This is a genomic window from Streptomyces sp. NPDC094032 (assembly GCF_040303965.1).
Lineage (GTDB): Bacteria > Actinomycetota > Actinomycetes > Streptomycetales > Streptomycetaceae > Streptomyces.
This window is the reverse complement of sequence record NZ_JBEOUE010000025.1, coordinates 105,738-125,372: the sequence shown is the minus strand read 5'-3', so window position 1 is coordinate 125,372 and position 19,635 is coordinate 105,738. Positions and strand designations below refer to the sequence as shown.

The following is a 19,635-nucleotide window of genomic DNA, read 5'->3' as shown; positions in this document are numbered from 1 at the left end:
GGTGTCCGGACGTGGCGGCGCCCTGAACGAGCGAAGCGAAGTGAAGTGCGCAGTCCGGACACCCCCACCCCCGCTCCGGCCCCGGACCCCGTGGAAAGACCACACCTCACACGGTCGCCCCAGGATCAAGCGGAGGCGAGGCGACCCCACAGTGATACCGACACTCCGGATGACAGCTCAACGGAGGCGGCGGCCGAACGATCGCCCAGGCCAGCACCGCACCCCCCACCAGCAGCCCCGCGCACAACGGCATCGCCTTGCGAAACGTGTCCCCGAACTCCGCCGCCGAGCGATACGCCTCCGGGCTCATCCCGGTCAGCGCAGGCAGCGCCGCCACCGCGAGCAGCCCGGCGGCCCGCGCCGCCGCGTTGTTGATCCCGCTGGCAAGCCCCGCCCGGGTCACCGGCACGGAGGCCAGCACGGTGGCCGTCAGCGGCGCGACCAGCGTCGTCATCCCCAACCCGAGCACGAGCATCGCGGGCAGCACATCCGTCACATACGAGGCGTTCTCCCCGACCCGCAACATCAACAACATCCCCGCCGCACACAACAACGGCCCCACGGTAAGCGGCAGCCGAGGCCCGGTCCGCTCCCCGATCTCACCCGACTTGGCGGAGCCCAAAAGCATCAGCACCGTAGTGGGCAGCATCGCGGTCCCAGCCGCGAGCGCCGAGTACCCGGACACCACCTGGAGCTGGAGCGCGGCCAAAAAGAAGAACCCACCGAACGCCCCGTAAACACACAGCGTCACCAAATTGACCGCGGTAAAAAGCCGCGACCGAAAAACCGACGGCGGCGCCATAGCGTCCTCCCCCCGCCGCCGCTCCACGACCACGAACCAGGCCCCCAGCGCCACCCCGCCCACCCCCGCCCACCACGTCTGCGCGATCAACGCGTACGTCACGAGCGCGAGCGCCGACGCCCCCAGCACCGCGCCGAGCACGTCGAACCGCCCATGGGCCGTCTCGTCGCGCGACTCCGGCACATGCCGCAGCGCCACCGGCACGCAGACCAGCGCGAGCGGCACGTTCAAGAAGAAGACCCACCGCCACCCCGGCCCGTCCACGAGCCACCCACCCACGAAGGGCCCGACGGCAGCGCCCACCCCACCGAACCCGGACCACAGACCGACCGCCTTGGCCCGGTCGTCCTCGTGAAAGCTGGCCTGGATGATCGCGAGCGACCCAGGAGTGAGCAAGGCGCCCCCCACCCCCTGGAGCGCCCGCGCGGCAACAAGAAATCCCGCGCTCGGGGCGAGCCCGCACAACAGCGAGGCGACCGCGAACCAGACCACGCCGATCACGAAGACCCGCCGCCGCCCGTACCGGTCGCCGAGCGACCCACCGAGCAGGATCAGCCCGGCGAGGGTGAGCATGTAGGCGTTGACGGTCCACTGGAGATCGGCGATGTCGGCGCCGAGATCCTCACCGATATGGGGCAGGGCGACATTGACGACGGTCGAGTCGAGCAACGCCATCCCGGAGCCGAGGACCGTGGTGAACACGATCCAGCGCCCCGTCCGCGAGGCAAGCCGGATGTCCATGCCTGCATGGTCCCGCGAACACCGACGCCCCGCCCCCCGAAAACGTCAACGCCGCAGCCTGAAAACTCAGCGCCGCAACCGCCCGGCGGCAGCCACCAACGCGTCCACACCCCGCTCGGCCTTGCCCCGAGGGCACCCCACATTGAGCCGCACGAACCCAGGCGTCCCATAGACCCCACCGGGCATGACCGCGACCCGCTCGACGGACACCAGCTCCTCCTGGAGCGCGGACTCGTCGATCCCCAGCGGCCGCAAGTCGATCCAGGCGAGATACCCGGCCTGCGGCGGCGCCCAGACAACCCCCGGAAGCCCCTCGGCGATCCGCTCCTCGACCATCCGCATGGTCCCGGAGACATAGCCACGGAGCGCGTCCAGCCAGGGCGCACCATGCCGATAGGCGGCGATGTGCGCGGTGAGCGAGAGCACGGCGGGCGAGGCAAGCCCCTCCCCCGTCTCCATGCGCCGGACGAAGGCAACCCGCTCGTCCGGGTCGCCGAGGAACCCGTACGAGCCGGAGAGCGAGGGAAAGTTGAACGCCTTGGTCCCCGAGGTGACCATCGCCCACCGCCGCCCCCGCCCAGACTCCGCGACGGCGGCCCACGGCACGTGCCGATGCCCCTCGGAGGTCAGGTCGGCATGGATCTCGTCGCTGACGACGGCGACGCCGTACCGCTCGGCGAGCCGCGCGAACGCCTCCAGCTCGTCCGCCCGCCACACCCGCCCGGTCGGGTTGTGCGGGGAACAGAGCAGCAGCATCCGGCTGTCACCCCGGGCCAGCTCGCGCTCCAGGGCCTCCGGGTCGTCGAGCGGCACGCCGCGCAACTCACGCCCGAGCCCGGTGACGGCCTTGCGGAAGCCGTCGTACGTAGGGGTGTGGACGACAACACCATCACCAGGCCCAGTCCACATCCGCAACAGCTGCGAAAGCTGACTGAGCACGGAAGGCGCATAGACCATCGCTTCCGGATCGACGACAGTGGAGTACCGCTCCGCGTACCAGTCCCGGACGGCCTCCCGGAACTCCCCGAGCCGCCAGTCGGTGTAACCGAAGACCCCATGCCCCACCCGCTCGCGCAGGGCGTCGAGAACGACGGGCGGAGAGGCGAAGTCCATGTCGGAAATGGTGAAGGGCAACAAATCAGAAACCCCGAACCGATCCGCGATTCCGTCCCACTGCACGGACCAGGTCCCACGTCGGTCTATCTCCCGGTCGAAGTCGAACTCGAACTCGAACTCAGACACCCTGCCTCACCCTCCGGATACGACGAGGGGCCCGACCCCGCCGAAACGGTGCCGAGCCCTCGTTCGAACTACGTGACTACTACTTCAGCTTGGTGCCGGCCGACCGCAGCGCGACACACGCCTCACCGACACGCGCGGCCATGCCGGCCTCGGCCAGCTTGCCCCAGGTGCGCGGGTCGTAGGTGGACTTCGTGCCGACCTCGCCGTCGACCTTCAGGACACCGTCGTAGTTGCGGAACATGTGGTCCACGACCGGACGGGTGAAGGCGTACTGGGTGTCGGTGTCGAGGTTCATCTTGACCACGCCGTTCTCCAGCGCGGTGGCGATCTCCTCGGCGGTGGAGCCGGAGCCGCCGTGGAAGACGAAGTCGAACGGGGACGCCTTGCCGAACTTCTCGGCGACACCCGCCTGGAGGTCCTTGAGCAGCTCGGGGCGGAGCACGACGTTGCCCGGCTTGTAGACGCCGTGCACGTTGCCGAAGGAGGCGGCCAGCAGGTAGCGGCCCTTCTCACCCAGACCGAGCGCCTCGGCGGTACGGATGGCGTCGTCGACGGTGGTGTACAGCTCGTCGTTGATCTCGTGGCTGACACCGTCCTCCTCGCCACCGGTCGGGGTGATCTCGACCTCAAGGATGATCTTGGCGGCGACGGCCTTGGCCAGCAGCTCCTGGCCGATGGCCAGGTTGTCGGCGAGGGTCTCGGCGGAGCCGTCCCACATGTGCGACTGGAACAGCGGGTTCTCACCGCGGGCCACGCGCTCGGCGGAGACCTCGATCAGCGGGCGCACGTAGGCGTCCAGCTTGTCCTTCGGGCAGTGGTCGGTGTGCAGCGCGACCGTGATGTCGTACTTCGAGGCGACGATGTGCGCGAACTCGGCCAGGGCGACGGCGCCGGTGACCATGTCCTTCTTGTACTGACCGCCCAGGAACTCGGCCCCACCGGTCGAGATCTGGATGATGCCGTCGCTCTCGGCCTCCGCGAAGCCACGGAGGGCGGCGTGGAGGGTCTGGGACGAGGTCACGTTGATGGCCGGGTAGGCGAACTTGCCTGCCTTCGCCCGGTCGAGCATCTCGTTGTAGACCTCGGGGGTTGCGATGGGCATTCGTCCGCTCCTTGTGATGTGCGGGTGTGTGGTGCTAGGCCCTGACCTGGGGGCGACGTCATCGTCACCGCCCATCTTTCCAGACTCCTGTGCGAGCTCCCACGGGCCATACGGACACAAAGGCGGGGTGTTTCACGTGAAACACCCCGCCTTTGAATAAAACCGCAGGTCAGAAGGACACCACAGGGGGTCCCGGGACCTAAGTCACGACTTGACCCCGGTTACGCCAGTCCGAGATCCGAGAGCTGGTAACCCGTGAGGTACGGAAGCCCCGCCTCGGCGATGGCGTCGGCCGCGCCCCGGTCGACGATGGTCGCCACGGCGACGACCTCGCCGCCCGCCTCACGCACCGCCTCGACGGCGGTGAGCGGCGAGCCGCCCGTGGTGGAGGTGTCCTCGACCACCAGGCAGCGACGCCCCTTGACGTCGGTGCCCTCGATACGGCGCTGCATGCCGTGCGCCTTCTGCGCCTTGCGCACGACGAACGCGTCCAGACGCGCACCGCGCGCGGCGGAGGCGTGCAGCATCGAGGTCGCGACCGGGTCGGCGCCCAGCGTCAGACCACCGACGCAGTCGAAGTCCAGCTCGGCGGTCAGGTCCAGCATGACCTGGCCGACCAGCGGCGCGGCCTCGCCGTCCAGGGTGATCCGGCGCAGGTCGATGTAGTAGTCGGCCTCACGACCCGAGGAGAGGGTCACCTTGCCGTGCACCACGGCCTTGTCCTTGATCTGCTGGAGCAGCTCAGCGCGTACGTCAGTCATGCGCATGAGCTTAAAGCCGCGCGCTCAGAGCCGACGCCAGCGCCAGGTGGTCGCGACCTCCAGCGGGTCGATCGGGGTGACCAGACGCGGGAGGGTGTTGAGGCCGTTCGGGGGGCCGGACTGCGGCTCGACGCAGACCGCGTCCGCCGGCTCGTCGTAGATCACGAGCCACTCGGCCCGGCTGGTCAGGCGCAGCTCCAGCTGCTCCGGCCAGGTGAGGGTGATGTCGACGCCGCCGGGCATCCCGAAGCAGTCGTCCCAGGGGCGCGGGGTCGGCTCGACACGCCGCCCGGTGGGGAGGTGGTCGTCACCGCGCTCCTCCTGCCAGCCGGGAGCGAAGTCGAGCTCGACGTCCCGGCCGCCGAGGCTGCGCCGGAACCAGGGGTGCCAGCCGGCCTGCGCCGGGAAGGAGTCGGCCATCGCCTCGATGCCGAGCTGGAGCGTGAGGGAGTCCTCGGTCAGCTCGAAGGTCTGGGTGACCAGGCCCGGGTACGGCCACGGGGCGGCCAGCGCGGTGGTGAAGGCGGCGGTGGTCTCCGTGACCTGGGCGGGCTTCCAGGGGACGTCACGGACGGTGCCGTGCAGGGCGTGCGGGGCGGCGTGCTCACTGACGGGGAGCTCGTGGACGGTGCCGCCGTTGCGGAAGCGCGCGTTCGCGGTGCGACCCGCCCAGGGCGCCATCACGAAGCAGCCGTAATGCGCTCCCTGGAGCAGCAGTTCGGTGCCGCCGACGCTCAGGCCGGTGATGCGGCAGCCGTGCTCGGGGTCGATGGTCAACTCGGCGTCGCCGGCCGTCAGTCGCGTCAGAGTACTCACGCCCCGACCTTATGGCCCAGGACCCGTCGGCCCGTCAGCGGCGCCGCCGCAGGGCCCGCCCGACGACGACGGCGGAGGCGATGGCCAGCGCGGCGGCGGGGGCGATCCAGCGCAGGGTCGCGGTGGCGCTGGAGGTCTCGGGAGCGGGGACGGGGGCGTACCGCCCGCGCGGCGGGGCGTGGTCGACCTCCTCCGCGCTGCGGCCGATCATCGTGCGGCGCGCGTGAGCGGCCTCAGCGGCGGGCGGCACGGGCCCCAGGGGATCGGAGTCGTCGAGCCCCCCGGCCACCGAGCGGGACGGCTCCTCCACCCCGTCGTCCACACCGTCGTCGTCGGAGTCGGAGCCGTCGTCGGAATCGGCGTCGGTGTCGACGTCCGGCTCGGCACCACCCGAGGCGGCCATCTCCGCCTCGGCCATCTCCGCCGCCGCGATCTCCGCCTCCACATCCGCCACCGCCACCAACGCCTCGGCGAAGCGGTCGAGCAGCCGGGCGCCCGCCGCTCCCCTCGCCTCGGCGTCGGCCTCGGCGAGCCGGCCGGCGGCCTTGACCCGGCCACTGAAGGTGAGCGTGGTGCCCTCGGCCACCGGGGTGAGCGTGAGGGTCAGGTCCAGCGCGGCGGAGCCCTTGCCGCGCACCTCGCTGCCCTCGCCCTCGACGGCGAAGGCCCCGTCGCGCTCGGTGAACCGCAGGGCGCCGCGGTAGGTGATGGTGTTGCCGCCGACCCGGATCTTCAGGCGTCCGGCGAGCGGGTCCGCGCCCGGTTCGGCGTCCTGCTGGAGGCCGGGGACGCAGCGCGCGACCCGCGCCGGGTCCGTCAGCGTGGCGCGCAGGACCTCGGCCGGGACCGGGACGAACACCTCATGCTCCATGGGAGCCGAGCCTACTCAGGAGCGGGCCGCCCGTCGCCTGTTCGCGTCCCACCGGGGCCCCGGCGGCCGCTCAGTAGCGCGGGTGCACGAGCGTGGACGGCGGCAGGGCGGCCGTCTCCCCGGTGCGGGTGCCCTCGACGCGGGCCTCCGCCGTCGCCAGGGACCGGGCGGTCAGGGACCGCAGCCGGGGCGCGGCCGGGTCCAGGCCGAGGGCGGGCGGCACGGGGGCCGGGGCGGCGAGGAGGAAGCCCCACTGCCCGGCGTCCCGGTCCTGGGCCGAGCGGGTCGCCCGAGTGGCCGCCGCCCCGGCGGGGCCGGCCGCTCCGTAGGGCCGGGTGGCGAAACCCGCCGCGCGCAACGTGGCGTCGACCGTCCAGTACGCGCGGGGGCGGACGGCCGCCGAGCCGGCGTGGACGACCAGGCGGCCGCCGTCGGCCAGGACGCCGGAGACAAGCCCGTAGAACTCCTCCGAGTACAGCTTGGCCCCGGCGGTGAGCCCGGGGTCGGGCAGGTCGGAGATCACCACGTCGTACCGCTCCGGCAGGGGCCGCGCGGCGCGCAGCCAGCGGAAGGCGTCCCCGTACGCGACGGTGACGCGGGGGTCGCGGAAGGCCTGCCCGTTGAGGGTGGCGAGCGCGGGGTCGGTGCGGACCAGGCGGACCACGCCCGGGTCGAGCTCGACGATGGTCACCGCGCGGACGTCGGGGTAGCGCAGCACCTCGCGGGCGGCCAGGCCGTCGCCGCCGCCGAGGATCAGCACCCGGGCGCGGCGCCCGTTCATCGCGGGGTGGACCAGCGCCTCGTGGTAGCGGAACTCGTCCCGGCCGCCGACCCGCAGCCGCCCGTCGAGGAACAGGTCGGGCGCGCCGCCGTGGCCGCCGGTGACCACCACCTCCTGGAGCGAGGTGTGGACGGCGACCCGCACGTCGGCGCCGTAGACGGCCCGGCGCGCGGCCCCCTCGAAGTCGTCGGCGAGGGCGGTCGCCGTGCCGAGGGCGGCGAGCACGGCGAGGTTGGCGCCGACCAGCAGCCACCGGGAGCGGGGCGTCAGGTCCCGGCGGAACAGCCAGAGCACGAGGGCGCCGCCCGCCACCGCGTTGACCGCGCCGGTGACGAGCGCGCCGGTGAGCTGGCCGAGCCAGGGCAGCAGCAGGAACGGGAAGGCGAGGCCGCCGACGAGGGCGCCGACGTAGTCCGCGGCGAACAGGTCGGCGACGGTGCCGGCCGCGTCCTGCTCCCGTCGGCCGCCGCGCTGGATCAGCGACATGAGCAGCGGGATCTCCGCCCCGATCAGCACCCCGATGGCCAGCGAGAAGGCGACCAGGACGTACCGCGCCTCGCCGAGCCAGGCGAAGGCCGCGTACAGCACCATCGCCGAGCAGCCGCCGATCAGCGCGAGAGCGCACTCGACCAGGCCGAAGCCGACGGCGGCGCGGCAGCGCAGCCGCTTGGCGAGCAGCGAGCCGACGCCCATCGCGAAGACCATGACGGACAGCACGACGGACGCCTGGGTGACCGAGTCGCCGATCAAGTAGGAGGCGAGCGCCACCAGTTCCAGCTCGTACACCAGACCGCAGGCGGCGCACACGAACACCACCGCCAGGACCGGATACCGCACCGCGCGCGGCCGTTCCGGCGGCAACCGCACCGCCCGCTGGGGTGGCGGGGGCGCGGTCAGGGGCGGGTCGATCATGCCCGTAACGCTACGTCACACCCCTGTTGCCGCTTGTCACCCACACGAGTGCACCTGAGGCGATCGGGGGCGCATCAGAGTGTCGCGGGCATACGGGCGCCGATCCTGGTTCTGGTCACCACCAACTGCCCTTCCTGCGGGTACGCGTGCCAGGTGCGCCAGCGCACCTGGCCCTCGTGGCGCTGCGCCAGCATCGCCGTGAAGGCGTGCGGCGAGCCGGGGAAGGTCCCCGCGAGGCCGTGGGGGTGGTCGGCGACGAGCGCGAGCAGCTCCTGCGCGCGGCCCGCGAACGAGCCCTGCGTCAGGGTCTCGACGCGCGCCGCGAACTCGTACTCCCACTCGCCCACCCGCTTGGACACGCCCAGCGGCAGCGGCGTACTGCTGCCGGGCATGCAGGCGACGGTCTCCGAGCAACTGCGGTCCGCCTCCTCCAGGAGCACCTGGTGGGAGGCGCCGAGCAGCCGCAACTGGAGCTTGGCTCCGGATAGTTCGAGGTCGAGCACGGCGAGCGCGGGCAGCGGGTCGCGCCCCAGCGCCCAGGCCAGGTCGGCCGCGCGCGTGTCGGTGTAGGAGGTCTTCAGGGTCGTGAGCATGGGTCGGCTCCGCAAACACGGTTTGACGGGTGGGCCGGGGGCGGCCCGGCGAAGGGGCTTCGACCGGGAGTGGGGATCGCCGGCTCGGGTCCACACACGGTCCGAGGGCTGGATGTTCTCAACAGCGAGGGAATCATGAACCGTGGGTAGCTCACAGCGTTTTTACCCAACTTGACGTGGTTTCCATCCCCTCGGGGGCCCCACGGTTCAACTGTTCAGTCGGATTCGATCGCGTGGTGCCCCCACAAGCCCAACGGAAGCGCGTACGGCGCCCGTTGCACGCGTCAGCTGGAGCCGCAGCCGCCCCCGCCGCCACAGGAGGAGCCGCACGACGAGGACGAGCCGCACGAGGACGACGTCCCGCAACCGCCGCCGCCACCCCCGCTGCCGCCGCTCGACCAGCCGCCCCGGCGCCGCCGCCGCTTGCTCGCCCCGCTCCCCTTCACCGCGGCGGTGAATCCGATGACGACGATCGCGAACGCCACGATCATGAAAACTTCCATGGTGTACCCCCCGTACTGACGGCCTTCGTGCCGTGCGAGGGGGATTCCCGCCCCGCGCCGCGCCCAAAGCGCACTTGAGCAAGTCCAGAGCTTCACCCGAGGATGACCGGCATGACACGACCGCTGCTCAACCGCCGGCTCGCGGAGTTCGGCACGACGATCTTCGCCGAGATGTCCGCGCTCGCCACCCGCACCGGCTCGATCAACCTGGGCCAGGGCTTCCCCGACACCGACGGCCCCGAGGAGATCCGCGAGGCCGCGGTCCGGGCCCTGCGCGAGGGCCACGGCAACCAGTACCCGCCGGGCCCCGGCGTCCCCGAGCTGCGTACCGCCATCGCCGCGCACCAGCTGCGCCACTACGGCCTGGAGTACGACCCCGACAGCGAGGTCCTGGTCACCGCCGGGGCCACCGAGGCCATCGCCGCCGCGCTGCTCGCCCTGGTCGAGCCGGGCGACGAGGTCATCGCCCTGGAGCCGTACTACGACTCGTACGCCGCCTGCGTCGCCATGGCCGGCGGCACCCGTGTGCCGGTCACCCTCCGCCCGCGCGACGGGGCCTTCGCCCTCGACCTGGACGAGCTGCGCGCCGCGGTCACCGACCGGACCCGGCTGATCCTCCTCAACACCCCGCACAACCCCACCGGCACCGTCCTCAGCCGCGCCGAGCTCACCGCCATCGCCGAACTCGCCCAGGAGCGCGACCTGCTCGTCGTCTCCGACGAGGTCTACGAGCACCTGGTCTTCGACGGCGCTGAGCACCTGCCGATCGCGTCCCTGCCCGGCATGCGGGAGCGCACGGTCACCATCGGCTCCGCCGGCAAGACGTACTCCTTCACCGGCTGGAAGGTCGGCTGGGTCACCGCGAGCCCCGAGCTGACGAGCGCCGTCCGCTCCGCCAAGCAGTTCCTGACGTACGTCTCCTCCGGCCCCTTCCAGTACGCCGTCGCCGAGGCGCTGCGGCTGCCCGACGCGTACATCGACGGGCTGCGCGCCGAGCTCCAGGCCAAGCGGGACCTGCTGAGCGAGGGCCTCGCCGCCGCGGGCTTCGGCGTGCACCGGCCGGCCGGCACCTACTTCGTCACCACCGACATCCGCCCGCTGGGCGAGACCGACGGCTTCGCCTTCTGCCGGGCGCTGCCCGAACGCGCGGGCGTCGTCGCGATCCCCAACGCGGTCTTCTACGACCACCGCGAGGAGGGCGCGCCCTTCGTGCGCTTCGCGTTCTGCAAGCGCGTCGACGTGCTCCAGGAGGCGGTGGACCGGCTGAAGCGGCTGGCGGGCGCCTGAGGGTCTTCTCCCACCGGCCCGGATAGGGTCCCCCTCGACCTGATCCACCAAGATCACGGCGTCATCCCCGGGGGGACCCACACCATGCCCGAGCCCACCTTCTCGCCGAGCCGCAGAACGGCGCTGCTCGCCCTCGCCGGAGTCGCGGCGGGCGGCGCCCTGCCGCTCGCCGGGGCCGCCCCGGCCGCCGCCGCCCCGGTCCCGGCGGCCGACCCGCCGCTGGTCCCTTCGCCGCTGCCGGGCCTGCCCGACCCCCGGCTCCCGCTCCACGTCGACCCGACCGACGCCTGGCACTTCGCCCCGCACCCGGCCGGCCCGCTGACCACCCGCGCCGTCCCGGGCGGCCTGGAGGTCGCCGACGACGCGGGCGTCCTCGCCACCCTCACCACCGGGGCGCGCACCGTGACCGTGCGCGGGCCGAAGCGCTGGTTCACGGAGCAGAAGAAGCAGGTCCTGGACGACTTCGACCGTGTCCCGCCCAAGGGCGGCTGGGGCATGTCGCCGGGCGGCGGCAGCTGGTCCCACATCAACGGCGCCGACGCCGACTACGCGGTGGAGGGCGGCCAGGGCGTCATCACCCTGACCGCCGCCGACGCCAGCCGCTTCTCGCTGCTCCCCGACTACGGCATCGGGGACGTGGACGTCCGCGCCCGCTTCTCCTTCGACCGGCTGCCCGTGGGCGCTCCCGTCTCGCTCGGCCTGGTCCTCGGCGCCGAGGACGTGAACAACCACTACCGGTCCCGGCTGATCCTCACCCCGGCGGGCGAGGTCCAGCTCGTCCTGGAGAAGGAGGTCGCGGACCAGCCGGCCACGCTCGCCGCGGCCGTCACCGTCGGCACCGGCTGGACCGCGGGCGAGCAGTGGTGGGTCCGGGTCGAGCGGACCGGCGACCTGCTGCGGACCCGGGCCTGGAAGAGCGCCACCGAGCCGTCCGGCTGGACGCACAGCGTCGCCGACACGTCCTTCCCGATGGGCGCCGTCGGCGTCCGCGCCCTCGCCTCCAAGGGCGCCACCGTGCGGCCGAAGGCCCGGGTCGACAGCTTCCGGATCGAGACGGCGACCTGGGCCGACCCGCCGCTCGTCACCCACGACACCTGGGTGCGCCTCCTCCCGGAGCCCTTCGCGGGCACCTGGACCCCCGACCTGGAGCAGCGGATCACCGCCTGGGCGGGCGACACCTCCCCCGACCTGCTCGCCTACTGCGCGATGTACCAGCCCTTCGCCCCGGTCGTCACGCAGGGCGGCAGGCAGGTGCTCGGCGAGTCCGCGTACAGCAAGGCGGACCCGACGACCGGGCTGCGCACGGTCGGCGCCGACTTCCAGGAGTACCTGGGGATCCCGTACGACTTCCCCGGCTACCCCAGGCGCGAGCCGGAGGCCGAGTTCCTGCGCTGCCTCGACTGCTCGGGCTACGTCCGGATGGTCTTCGGCTACCACCTGGGGCTGCCGCTGCTCCACGAGTCCGCGGCCGCCGGCACCCAGGCACTGGCCCGTACGTCCTCCGGCATGGCGACCGCCGCCCCCGGTGTGACGATCGCCGAGAGCGCGGTCGGCAGCACCCCGCCGCTCGACGGGCTGCGCATCGGCGACACGGTCTACTTCGACACCGACGCGACCACCGACGACCCGGGCGGCCACGTCGGCGTCTACGTCGGCCCGGACCGGTACGGCAAGCGCCGCTTCGTCTCCAGCCGCAAGTCGCCCAATGGGCCGACCCTCGGCGACGTCGGCGGGAAGTCGATCCTCGACGGGCGGCCGAACGTGACCGAGAACGGCGTCACGAAGAAGGGCGACATCTACACCGTCACACTCCGGGTGATCCGCCGCTTCTGATCCGCGCGCCCCCTCCGTGCCGCGCCGCTCGTCAGGTAAACCGATTTGTCGGGTACGACCTGATTCCCGCGCGCACGGAGGTGCCCCCTGTCCGCCGAGACCCTCGACCGCCCGGCGTCCGTCCCCGCCCCCGCCGCCGCCCCGGCCGTCCGGCGGGTGCCCGCCTGGCGGGCCTCGCTGCGCCGGGCGGCGCCCGCGCTCGGGCTCTTCGCGGCCGCCCGGCTCACCGGGACGCTGGTGCTCGCGCTGTGGGCCTGGCACGTGGGGCGCTCGCCACGGGCGCTGCTCGCGAAGTCCTGGGACTCGGACTGGTACACCCGGATCGCCGCGCACGGCTACGGGCGCACCCTGCACTGGCCGGACGGCGGCGCCCAGTCGGACCTGGCGTTCTTCCCGCTCTACCCGGGGCTCGTGCGGGCCCTGACGGCCGTGCTGCCGATCGCGTACGGGACGGCGGGGCTGCTGCTGTCCTGGCTGGCGGCCGGGGCGGCGGCCTGGGGGATCTACCTGGTCACGGAGCGGGTCGCGGGGCGGCCGGCCGCCGTCGTGCTCGTCCTGCTGTGGGGGCTGCTGCCGCACGCGGTGGTGCTGACCATGGCGTACACCGAGCCGCTGATGACCGCCTTCGCCGCCTGGTCGCTGTACGCCCTGCTCACCCGCCGCTGGCTGCTCGCGGGCGCGCTCGCCGCGCTCGCCGGGCTCTCCCGGCCCAACGGGGTGGCCGTCGCCGCCGCCGTCCTCGTGGCCGTCGGCGTGGAGCTGTGGCGGCGGCGCGGCCGGGCCGGGTGGCGGCCGTGGGCGGCGGCGGCGCTGGCACCGGCCGGCTGGCTGTCGTACGTGCTGTGGGTCGGGGCCCGCCGGGGCGACCTGCTGGGCGGCTACTTCGCCGTGCAGGACGGCTGGACCTCGCGCTTCGACTTCGGCCGGGGCGCGCTGCGCTTCGTCCGGGACATGCTGAAGGGCCCGACCCAGTTCGGGTTCGTGATGGCGCTGGTGATCACCGGCGTCGGGGTGCTGCTCTTCGCGCTGCTGGTGCTGGTGGAGCGCCCGCCGCTGCCGCTGCTCGTCTACACGGGCGTGCTGGTGCTCATCACCGTCGGCGGCTCGGGCTTCTTCGAGTCGAAGCCGCGCTTCCTGCTGCCGGCCTTCCCGCTGCTGCTCCCGGCGGCCCTGGCACTGACGAGAGCCCGGCCACGGGCCGCGATCCTGGTGGTCGCGGGCCTGGCCGGGCTCTCGTTCGGTTACGGGGTGTACGTGCTCACGCTGGCACGCATGGCCCTGTAGCCGGGGTCACGCGGGGAGCCGGGAGGGGCGATTCACTCGCCGGCCTCGCCGGACTCCTTGTCCTCGGGGGTCTCCAGACCGAACTGCTCGACGATCCACTTGTCGAACTCGATCGACGCGCGGACCCAGCTGACGGTGGAGGACACGAAGTGCTCCAGCGACACGCCGGTGCCGATCAGCATCTGGGCCTCACCGATGAGACGGAGGGTGGCGGAGCCGTCCTCCTCCTCGTGCAGGTGGGTGTAGACCTTGGGCCACAGGGTGCGCCGGTTCCAGTCGTCGATCGCGTCGAGGACCTTGGCACGGTCGTCCGCCGAGTGCGGGCGGTCGTAGAACGTGCGGACGGAGAAGACCTGCTGGTCGTCCTCGCCGCGGAACATGAAGTACGTGCGGAATTCCTCCCACGGCGCCGCGAGGTCACCCTCGTCGTCGACGACGTACTTGAGCTCCATCTGGTCGAGGAGCTGCTTCACCAGGTCCTGGTCGGGAACGACGGGGCCCGCCGGTCCTGCGGCCTGAGGCTGGGGCTGTCCCCCGAAATTCGGAATCGAGGACGGGTCGATGCTCACCGGGATTTCCCTTCGTACGGATGCGGCCATCCTCCCTCATGCCGGGCGGGGGGTGGCAAGCCCCCACGGCCCGGATCAGCTGCAAGCTGATCCGGGCCGTGGTCTCGGCGTGCTCACCCGCCCGCTCAGGCCGTCGCCGGGCCCACGATCAGGCCGTCCTCGGCGCGGTCCACCCGGACCGTGTCCCCGTCGCGTACCTCGCCGGCCAGGATCTCCCGGGCCAGGCGGTCGCCGATGGCGCTCTGGATGAGGCGGCGCAGCGGGCGGGCGCCGTACGCCGGGTCGTTGCCCTCCTCGGCCAGCCAGGCCAGCGCCTCGGGCGTGACGTCCAGGCCGATCCGGCGCTCCGCGAGGCGGCGGGCCAGGCGGTCGATCTGGAGCCGCGCGATACGGGCCAGCTCGTCCCGGTCCAGGGCGGAGAAGACGACGATCTCGTCGAGCCGGTTCAGGAACTCGGGCTTGAAGCTGGCGCGCACGACGTCCAGGACCCGGGCCCGCTTCTCGTCCTCGGGCGTCCCCTGGTCCACCAGGTACTGGCTGCCCAGGTTGGAGGTGAGGATCAGGATCGTGTTGCGGAAGTCGACCGTGCGGCCCTGGCCGTCGGTGAGCCGCCCGTCGTCGAGGACCTGGAGCAGCACGTCGAAGACCTCCGGGTGGGCCTTCTCCACCTCGTCGAGGAGGACCACGCTGTACGGGCGGCGGCGGACGGCCTCGGTGAGCTGGCCGCCCTCCTCGTAGCCGACGTAGCCGGGGGGCGCGCCGACGAGACGGGCGACGGAGTGCTTCTCGCCGTACTCCGACATGTCGATGCGGACCATGGCCCGCTCGTCGTCGAAGAGGAAGTCGGCGAGCGCCTTCGCCAGCTCGGTCTTGCCCACGCCGGTGGGGCCGAGGAAGAGGAAGGAGCCGGTGGGCCGGTCGGGGTCGGCGATGCCCGCGCGGGTGCGGCGCACGGCGTCGGAGACGGCCCGGACGGCCTCGCCCTGGCCGATCAGACGGCGGCCGAGCTCGTCCTCCATGCGCAGCAGCTTCTGGGTCTCGCCCTCCAGGAGGCGCCCGGCGGGGATGCCGGTCCAGGCGCCGACGACGTCGGCGATGTCGTCGGGGCCGACCTCCTCCTTGACCATGGTGTCCTTCTGGGCCTCCCGCTCGGCCTCGGTGGCCTCGGCCAGCTCGCGCTCGGAGGTGGGGATCTCCCCGTACAGCAGCTTGGAGGCGGTGTCGAAGTCGCCGTCGCGCTGGGCGCGCTCGGCCCGTCCGCGCAGCTCGTCGAGGCGCTCCTTCAGCTCGCCGACCCGGTTGAGGGACTGCTTCTCCTTCTCCCAGCGGGCGGTGAGCCCGCGCAGCTCCTCCTCGCGGTCGGCGAGGTCGCGGCGCAGCTTCTCCAGGCGCTGGACGCTGGCGGCGTCGGTCTCCTTGGAGAGGGCGAGCTCCTCCATCTTCAGCCGGTCGACCGAGCGCTGGAGCTCGTCGATCTCGACGGGCGAGGAGTCGATCTCCATACGGAGCCGGCTGGCGGCCTCGTCGACGAGGTCGATGGCCTTGTCGGGCAGGAAGCGGGAGGTGATGTACCGGTCGGAGAGGGTCGCGGCGGCCACCAGGGCGGAGTCGTTGATCTGCACCTTGTGGTGGGCCTCGTAGCGTCCCTTGAGGCCGCGCAGGATGGCGACGGTGTCCTCGACGGTGGGCTCGGCGACCAGGACCTGCTGGAAGCGGCGCTCCAGGGCGGGGTCCTTCTCGATCCGCTCGCGGTACTCGTCGAGGGTGGTGGCGCCGACCATGCGCAGTTCGCCGCGGGCCAGCATCGGCTTCAGCATGTTGCCGGCGTCCATGGCGGAGTCGCCGCCCGCGCCCGCGCCGACGACGGTGTGCAGCTCGTCGATGAAGGTGATGATCTGGCCGTCGCTCTCCTTGATCTCGGAGAGGACGGTCTTCAGCCGCTCCTCGAACTCGCCGCGGTACTTCGCGCCGGCGACCATGGCGCCGAGGTCGAGCGAGACCAGCCGCTTGCCGCGCAGCGACTCGGGCACGTCGCCCTTCACGATCCGCTGGGCGAGGCCCTCGACGACGGCGGTCTTGCCGACGCCGGGCTCGCCGATGAGGACCGGGTTGTTCTTGGTGCGGCGGGAGAGGACCTGCACGACGCGCCGGATCTCGTGGTCGCGGCCGATGACCGGGTCCAGCTTGCCCTCGCGGGCGGCGGCGGTGAAGTCGGTGCCGAACTTCTCCAGGGCCTTGTACGAGCCCTCCGGGTCGGCGGTGGTCACCCGGCGGGCGCCCCGGCTCTTCTCGAAGGCGTCCTGGAGCCGCGCGGCGGTGGCGCCCTGCCGGTCCAGGACCTGGCCGGACTGGCCGCCCTTGGCCGCGGTGGCGATGAGCAGGTGCTCGGTGGAGATGAAGTCGTCGCTCAGCTTCTTCGCGCGCTCGGCGGCGTCGGCGATCACCGCGAGGAGCTCGCGGTTCGGCTGCGGGGGCGCGACCGTGGACCCGGTGACGCTGGGCAGCGCGGCCAGCAGCCGCTCGGCGCCGGAGCGCACGGCGGCCTGGTCGGCCTCGACGGCGGCGAGCAGGTCGGTGATGTTCTCGTTGTCCGCGCCCGCCAGCAGGGCCAGCAGCAGGTGCGCGGGGGTGAGGTCGGCGTGCCCCTGGGACACGGCGCGGCTGCTCGCCGCGTTCAGCGCGTCCCGGCTCCTGTTGGTCAGTTCGGCGTCCACGTGCGGTGTCTCCTCCTGAGAGCTCGGCTGAATACTATGATGCATCCAACGTACACAAAGTTGAGTCTATTCCACTCAATGTCCGCGCGAGGTACCGCCGGGGGCCCCGTCGGGGGTAGTTTCCGGGCATGGCGACCGACCCGAGGAATCCCGGCGACTCGTATCTCAGCTTCTGGCGCGAGTACCACATGTGCACCCTGACCACCCCCCGCCCGAACGGCACCCCGCACGTGGTGGCGGTGGGCGTCACGTACGACCCCGAGAACGGTCTCGCGCGGGTGATCACCAACAAACACAGCCGCAAGGTCGCGAACGTCCTGGCGGCGGGCGCGGACGGCGCGAAGGTGGCGGTCTGCCAGGTCGACAAGGGGCGCTGGGCCACCCTGGAGGGCATCGCCAGGATCCGCACCGAGGCGGAGGCCGTCGAGGACGCGGTGGCGCGCTACGCGGCGCGCTACGACCGCACGCCGGCCCCGAACCCGGACCGGGTGGTCATCGAGATCACCCTGACCCGCGCGATGGGCCGCGCCTAGCCGGAACGGGCCGGACCGGAACAGTCCGGAATGGGCCATTCCGGTCCCGGGACGCACAACGGCGCCATCGCGTTTCAGGTCCGCGATGGCGCCGCTGTGTGGGGGAAGTACCTGAGCGATCTACAACGACGGGGGAATCGCTCAGGCACTGCGGGGGGTGGCGGTGATGGTCTCTGGTTCGACCAGCTGGTGGTCACGCTGGTCGAGATTGACGAAGATCATGCCGTACCGGATGGCACAGCGGACGGGCTGCGGGGCGCCTCGGGGCCGGCGCAGGCACCGGTAGGCACGGACGTCCTCGTCCTGCTCCCGGGCGACGACGATCGGTTCTCCGAAGAGGGTGACCATCAGCGAGTCGCCACGGTGGGGGATGGCCGTGACGAGATCGACGAAGTGCCACCCGGACCGGTAGGCCGAAGCCATCTCCCGCCTGAAGGACCGGTCGTCCGGGGGCACGGTCATGCGTCCGCGTCCGCCGGGCTGGAGTCCCATACCGGGTCGAGCTGACCGGCCGGGGTGAAGTCCCAGACGGGGTCAATCGGTGCCGCGACGACCTTGGCGGGCGTGCTGTCCCACACCGGGTCGCTGACGGCCAGCGCTCCTACTGCCGCCGCCCCAATGAAGACGGAAGCAAGTATCGAGCGAAGCAGTTTCGTGGACATGAGCGGCTTCGACCTCACTTGATGGTTTCCTCTCCCCCGCGTACAAGACGATGGCTCAGTCTTTGCGCTGGCACCACCGGGGCAATGCATCATGTTCCTGAAATACAGGATCCTGGGGGGTGTGCATATGCCGCAGAAACTGACAGAGCCGACACATCCCCACGGGCATGTCGACCTCTGTGCAGCCGGAACGGACTTGTACGCAAGTGCGTTGCGGATCGGGCGAATAACCAGGAGTGAGGCAGAAGCCGCACCCTGCCTCATGGATCTCGACCTGTTGCACCCGGATCCGGACGATCCGTCCTGGCTCCGGCCCGTCCCGCCCTCGGCGGCGCTCGCCCGGCTCGTCCAGCCGCTGGAGCGCGAGATCCAGGACCGGCGCGCCCTGGCCATGGGGCTCTCCAGCACCTTCGAGCCGTTCATGGCGATCAGCGCCCAGGACCCCTCGACCACCCACGCCATCACCGTGCTCGAAGGCATCCACCGCATCGACGCCGTCCTCGGCCGGGCGACCGCCGAGTGCTCCCAGGAGCTCCTGACCGTCCAGCCCGGCGGCGGCCGCAGCGAACACACCCTCAGCACCGCGCTCAACCGCGTCCAGCCGCTCCTGGACCGGGGCGTGCGGGTGCGCACCCTCTACCAGCACACCGTCCGCCACAGCCCCGGCATGCAGGTCTACCTCGAACAGGCCGGCATGGACCGGCTCCAGGTCCGCACCCTGGAGGAGAGCATCGAGCGGCTCATCATCATCGACCGCTCCGTCGCCCTCATCCCGGCCCGCCAGGACCGCCAAGTGGCCCTGGAACTGCGCCACCCCGGCCTCGTGGAGTACCTGGCGACCGTCTTCGAGCAGTCCTGGGCCCGCGCCACCCCCTTCGGCGAGCAGGTCCCGGGCGCCCAGCGCAGGGACGGCATCAGCGGCGTCCAGCACTCCATCGCCAAGCTGCTCGTCGAGGGCCACGTCGACGAGGCCATCGCCCGCCGCCTCGGCATGAACGTACGCACCTGCCGCGCCCACATCGCCAAGCTGGCCGCCACCCTCGGCAGCGGCAGCCGCGCCCAGCTCGGCTTCCTCATCGCCCAGTCCGGAATCCTCGACGAGGCCCCCTCCGCCGGAGCGGAAGGGGCCTCGTGAAGATGCTGAGGGCGTACGGGAAGGGCTACTCGCCGCGCTTGTGCCCCGGCCGCCAGACCACCAGGGCGCTGGCCTGCTGGACGTCCGTGTAGGGCACCAGGTCGCGCCGGTACGAGGCGTGGACCTGGGCCTCGCGCTGGCGCATCGCCGCCGCCGCGCCCTCGACCGCGGTCGACAGCTCGGCGATCCGGCTCTGCAACGCGGCGACCTGGTTCTCCAGCTCGATGATGCGCTTGATGCCGGCCAGGTTGATGCCCTCGTCCTGCGACAGCTGCTGCACCTGACGGAGCAGCTCGATGTCACGGGCCGAGTAGCGGCGCCCACGGCCCGCCGTGCGGTCCGGGGACACCAGACCCAGGCGGTCGTACTGGCGCAGGGTCTGCGGGTGCAGACCGGACAGCTGGGCCGCCACCGAGATGACGTACACCGGCGTCTCGTCGGTCAGTTGGTACGCCCTGGAACTGAATCCGGGCTGTCGGCGGCGGTCCATGTCC

General features: G+C 72.2%; 19 protein-coding genes. 5 read left to right on the top strand and 14 right to left on the bottom strand.

The annotated features are described in order from the left end of the window. Positions 1–106: 106 nt before the first annotated feature. From ABTZ54_RS28795 to ABTZ54_RS28755, 9 genes are all read right to left on the bottom strand, one after another. On the bottom strand, positions 107–1,543 hold the full coding sequence (locus ABTZ54_RS28795) for an MFS transporter (RefSeq protein ID WP_351668616.1): 1,437 nt from the start codon (positions 1,541–1,543) through the stop codon (positions 107–109). A gap of 66 nt (positions 1,544–1,609) precedes the next feature. Continuing rightward, the gene (locus ABTZ54_RS28790; RefSeq protein WP_351668614.1) at positions 1,610–2,785 is read right to left on the bottom strand and encodes a MalY/PatB family protein; all 1,176 of its coding nucleotides are present in this window, start codon (positions 2,783–2,785) and stop codon (positions 1,610–1,612) included. A 79-nt stretch (positions 2,786–2,864) separates the two neighbouring features. Further along, positions 2,865–3,887 carry a class II fructose-bisphosphate aldolase gene (fbaA, locus tag ABTZ54_RS28785; RefSeq protein ID WP_351668612.1) on the bottom strand — a complete coding sequence of 341 codons (1,023 nt, stop codon included), beginning with the start codon at positions 3,885–3,887 and terminating at the stop codon, positions 2,865–2,867. Positions 3,888–4,108: 221 nt separating this feature from the next. Continuing rightward, positions 4,109–4,648 (bottom strand): orotate phosphoribosyltransferase, encoded by a 540-nt coding sequence (gene pyrE / locus ABTZ54_RS28780; RefSeq protein WP_351668610.1) that lies wholly within the window; start codon positions 4,646–4,648, stop codon positions 4,109–4,111. 24 nt (positions 4,649–4,672) lie between these two features. Beyond that, positions 4,673–5,464 (bottom strand): aldose epimerase family protein, encoded by a 792-nt coding sequence (locus ABTZ54_RS28775; protein WP_351668608.1) that lies wholly within the window; start codon positions 5,462–5,464, stop codon positions 4,673–4,675. 34 nt (positions 5,465–5,498) lie between these two features. Further along, positions 5,499–6,335: an SRPBCC family protein gene (locus ABTZ54_RS28770; protein WP_351668606.1), complete on the bottom strand. Its 837-nt coding sequence runs from the start codon at positions 6,333–6,335 to the stop codon at positions 5,499–5,501. 70 nt (positions 6,336–6,405) lie between these two features. Next, positions 6,406–8,028 (bottom strand): polyamine aminopropyltransferase, encoded by a 1,623-nt coding sequence (locus tag ABTZ54_RS28765; protein ID WP_351668604.1) that lies wholly within the window; start codon positions 8,026–8,028, stop codon positions 6,406–6,408. 74 nt (positions 8,029–8,102) lie between these two features. Next, positions 8,103–8,621, bottom strand: coding sequence for a DUF2617 family protein (locus ABTZ54_RS28760; RefSeq protein ID WP_351668602.1), 519 nt, complete (start codon positions 8,619–8,621; stop codon positions 8,103–8,105). 284 nt (positions 8,622–8,905) lie between these two features. After that, positions 8,906–9,112 carry a hypothetical protein gene (locus ABTZ54_RS28755; protein WP_351668600.1) on the bottom strand — a complete coding sequence of 69 codons (207 nt, stop codon included), beginning with the start codon at positions 9,110–9,112 and terminating at the stop codon, positions 8,906–8,908. A gap of 114 nt (positions 9,113–9,226) precedes the next feature. On the opposite strand from ABTZ54_RS28755, the gene ABTZ54_RS28750 reads away from it, so the two are divergent. The 3 genes from ABTZ54_RS28750 to ABTZ54_RS28740 all read left to right on the top strand — a co-directional run bounded on the left by ABTZ54_RS28750 (position 9,227) and on the right by ABTZ54_RS28740 (position 13,528). Then, on the top strand, positions 9,227–10,411 hold the full coding sequence (locus ABTZ54_RS28750) for a pyridoxal phosphate-dependent aminotransferase (protein ID WP_502997332.1): 1,185 nt from the start codon (positions 9,227–9,229) through the stop codon (positions 10,409–10,411). A gap of 84 nt (positions 10,412–10,495) precedes the next feature. Continuing rightward, a complete protein-coding gene (locus ABTZ54_RS28745) occupies positions 10,496–12,244 on the top strand; it encodes an NlpC/P60 family protein (RefSeq protein WP_351668596.1) in 1,749 nt (582 codons plus the stop codon). Between the two features lie 156 nt (positions 12,245–12,400). Continuing rightward, positions 12,401–13,528: a hypothetical protein gene (locus ABTZ54_RS28740; protein WP_351668594.1), complete on the top strand. Its 1,128-nt coding sequence runs from the start codon at positions 12,401–12,403 to the stop codon at positions 13,526–13,528. A 32-nt stretch (positions 13,529–13,560) separates the two neighbouring features. Here the strand turns inward: ABTZ54_RS28740 and ABTZ54_RS28735 are convergent, their stop codons facing one another. Both ABTZ54_RS28735 and clpB read right to left on the bottom strand, forming a co-directional pair. Continuing rightward, the gene (locus ABTZ54_RS28735) at positions 13,561–14,097 is read right to left on the bottom strand and encodes a type III secretion system chaperone family protein (protein ID WP_351668592.1); all 537 of its coding nucleotides are present in this window, start codon (positions 14,095–14,097) and stop codon (positions 13,561–13,563) included. Positions 14,098–14,222: 125 nt separating this feature from the next. Further along, positions 14,223–16,811, bottom strand: coding sequence for an ATP-dependent chaperone ClpB (gene clpB / locus ABTZ54_RS28730; protein ID WP_351668590.1), 2,589 nt, complete (start codon positions 16,809–16,811; stop codon positions 14,223–14,225). Positions 16,812–16,939: 128 nt separating this feature from the next. On the opposite strand from clpB, the gene ABTZ54_RS28725 reads away from it, so the two are divergent. Next, complete coding sequence (locus ABTZ54_RS28725; protein ID WP_351668588.1) at positions 16,940–17,344, top strand: pyridoxamine 5'-phosphate oxidase family protein; 405 nt, start codon at positions 16,940–16,942, stop codon at positions 17,342–17,344. A 141-nt stretch (positions 17,345–17,485) separates the two neighbouring features. Here the strand turns inward: ABTZ54_RS28725 and ABTZ54_RS28720 are convergent, their stop codons facing one another. Together ABTZ54_RS28720 and ABTZ54_RS28715 are read right to left on the bottom strand one after the other, a co-directional pair. Beyond that, positions 17,486–17,806, bottom strand: a complete 321-nt coding sequence (locus tag ABTZ54_RS28720) for a (2Fe-2S)-binding protein (protein ID WP_329421908.1) — start codon at positions 17,804–17,806, stop codon at positions 17,486–17,488. After that, a complete protein-coding gene (locus tag ABTZ54_RS28715) occupies positions 17,803–18,006 on the bottom strand; it encodes a hypothetical protein (protein WP_351668586.1) in 204 nt (67 codons plus the stop codon). Before ABTZ54_RS28715 ends, ABTZ54_RS28720 begins: the two co-directional genes overlap by 4 nt. Positions 18,007–18,133: 127 nt before the next feature. Here ABTZ54_RS28715 and ABTZ54_RS28710 point away from each other — a divergent pair, with 127 nt between their 5' ends. Next, positions 18,134–19,141: a helix-turn-helix transcriptional regulator gene (locus tag ABTZ54_RS28710; protein ID WP_351668585.1), complete on the top strand. Its 1,008-nt coding sequence runs from the start codon at positions 18,134–18,136 to the stop codon at positions 19,139–19,141. A gap of 25 nt (positions 19,142–19,166) precedes the next feature. On the opposite strand, the gene ABTZ54_RS28705 is transcribed toward ABTZ54_RS28710, so the two are convergent. Beyond that, positions 19,167–19,631: a heat shock protein transcriptional repressor HspR gene (locus ABTZ54_RS28705; RefSeq protein WP_351668583.1), complete on the bottom strand. Its 465-nt coding sequence runs from the start codon at positions 19,629–19,631 to the stop codon at positions 19,167–19,169. Between the last annotated feature and the right edge of the window lie 4 nt (positions 19,632–19,635).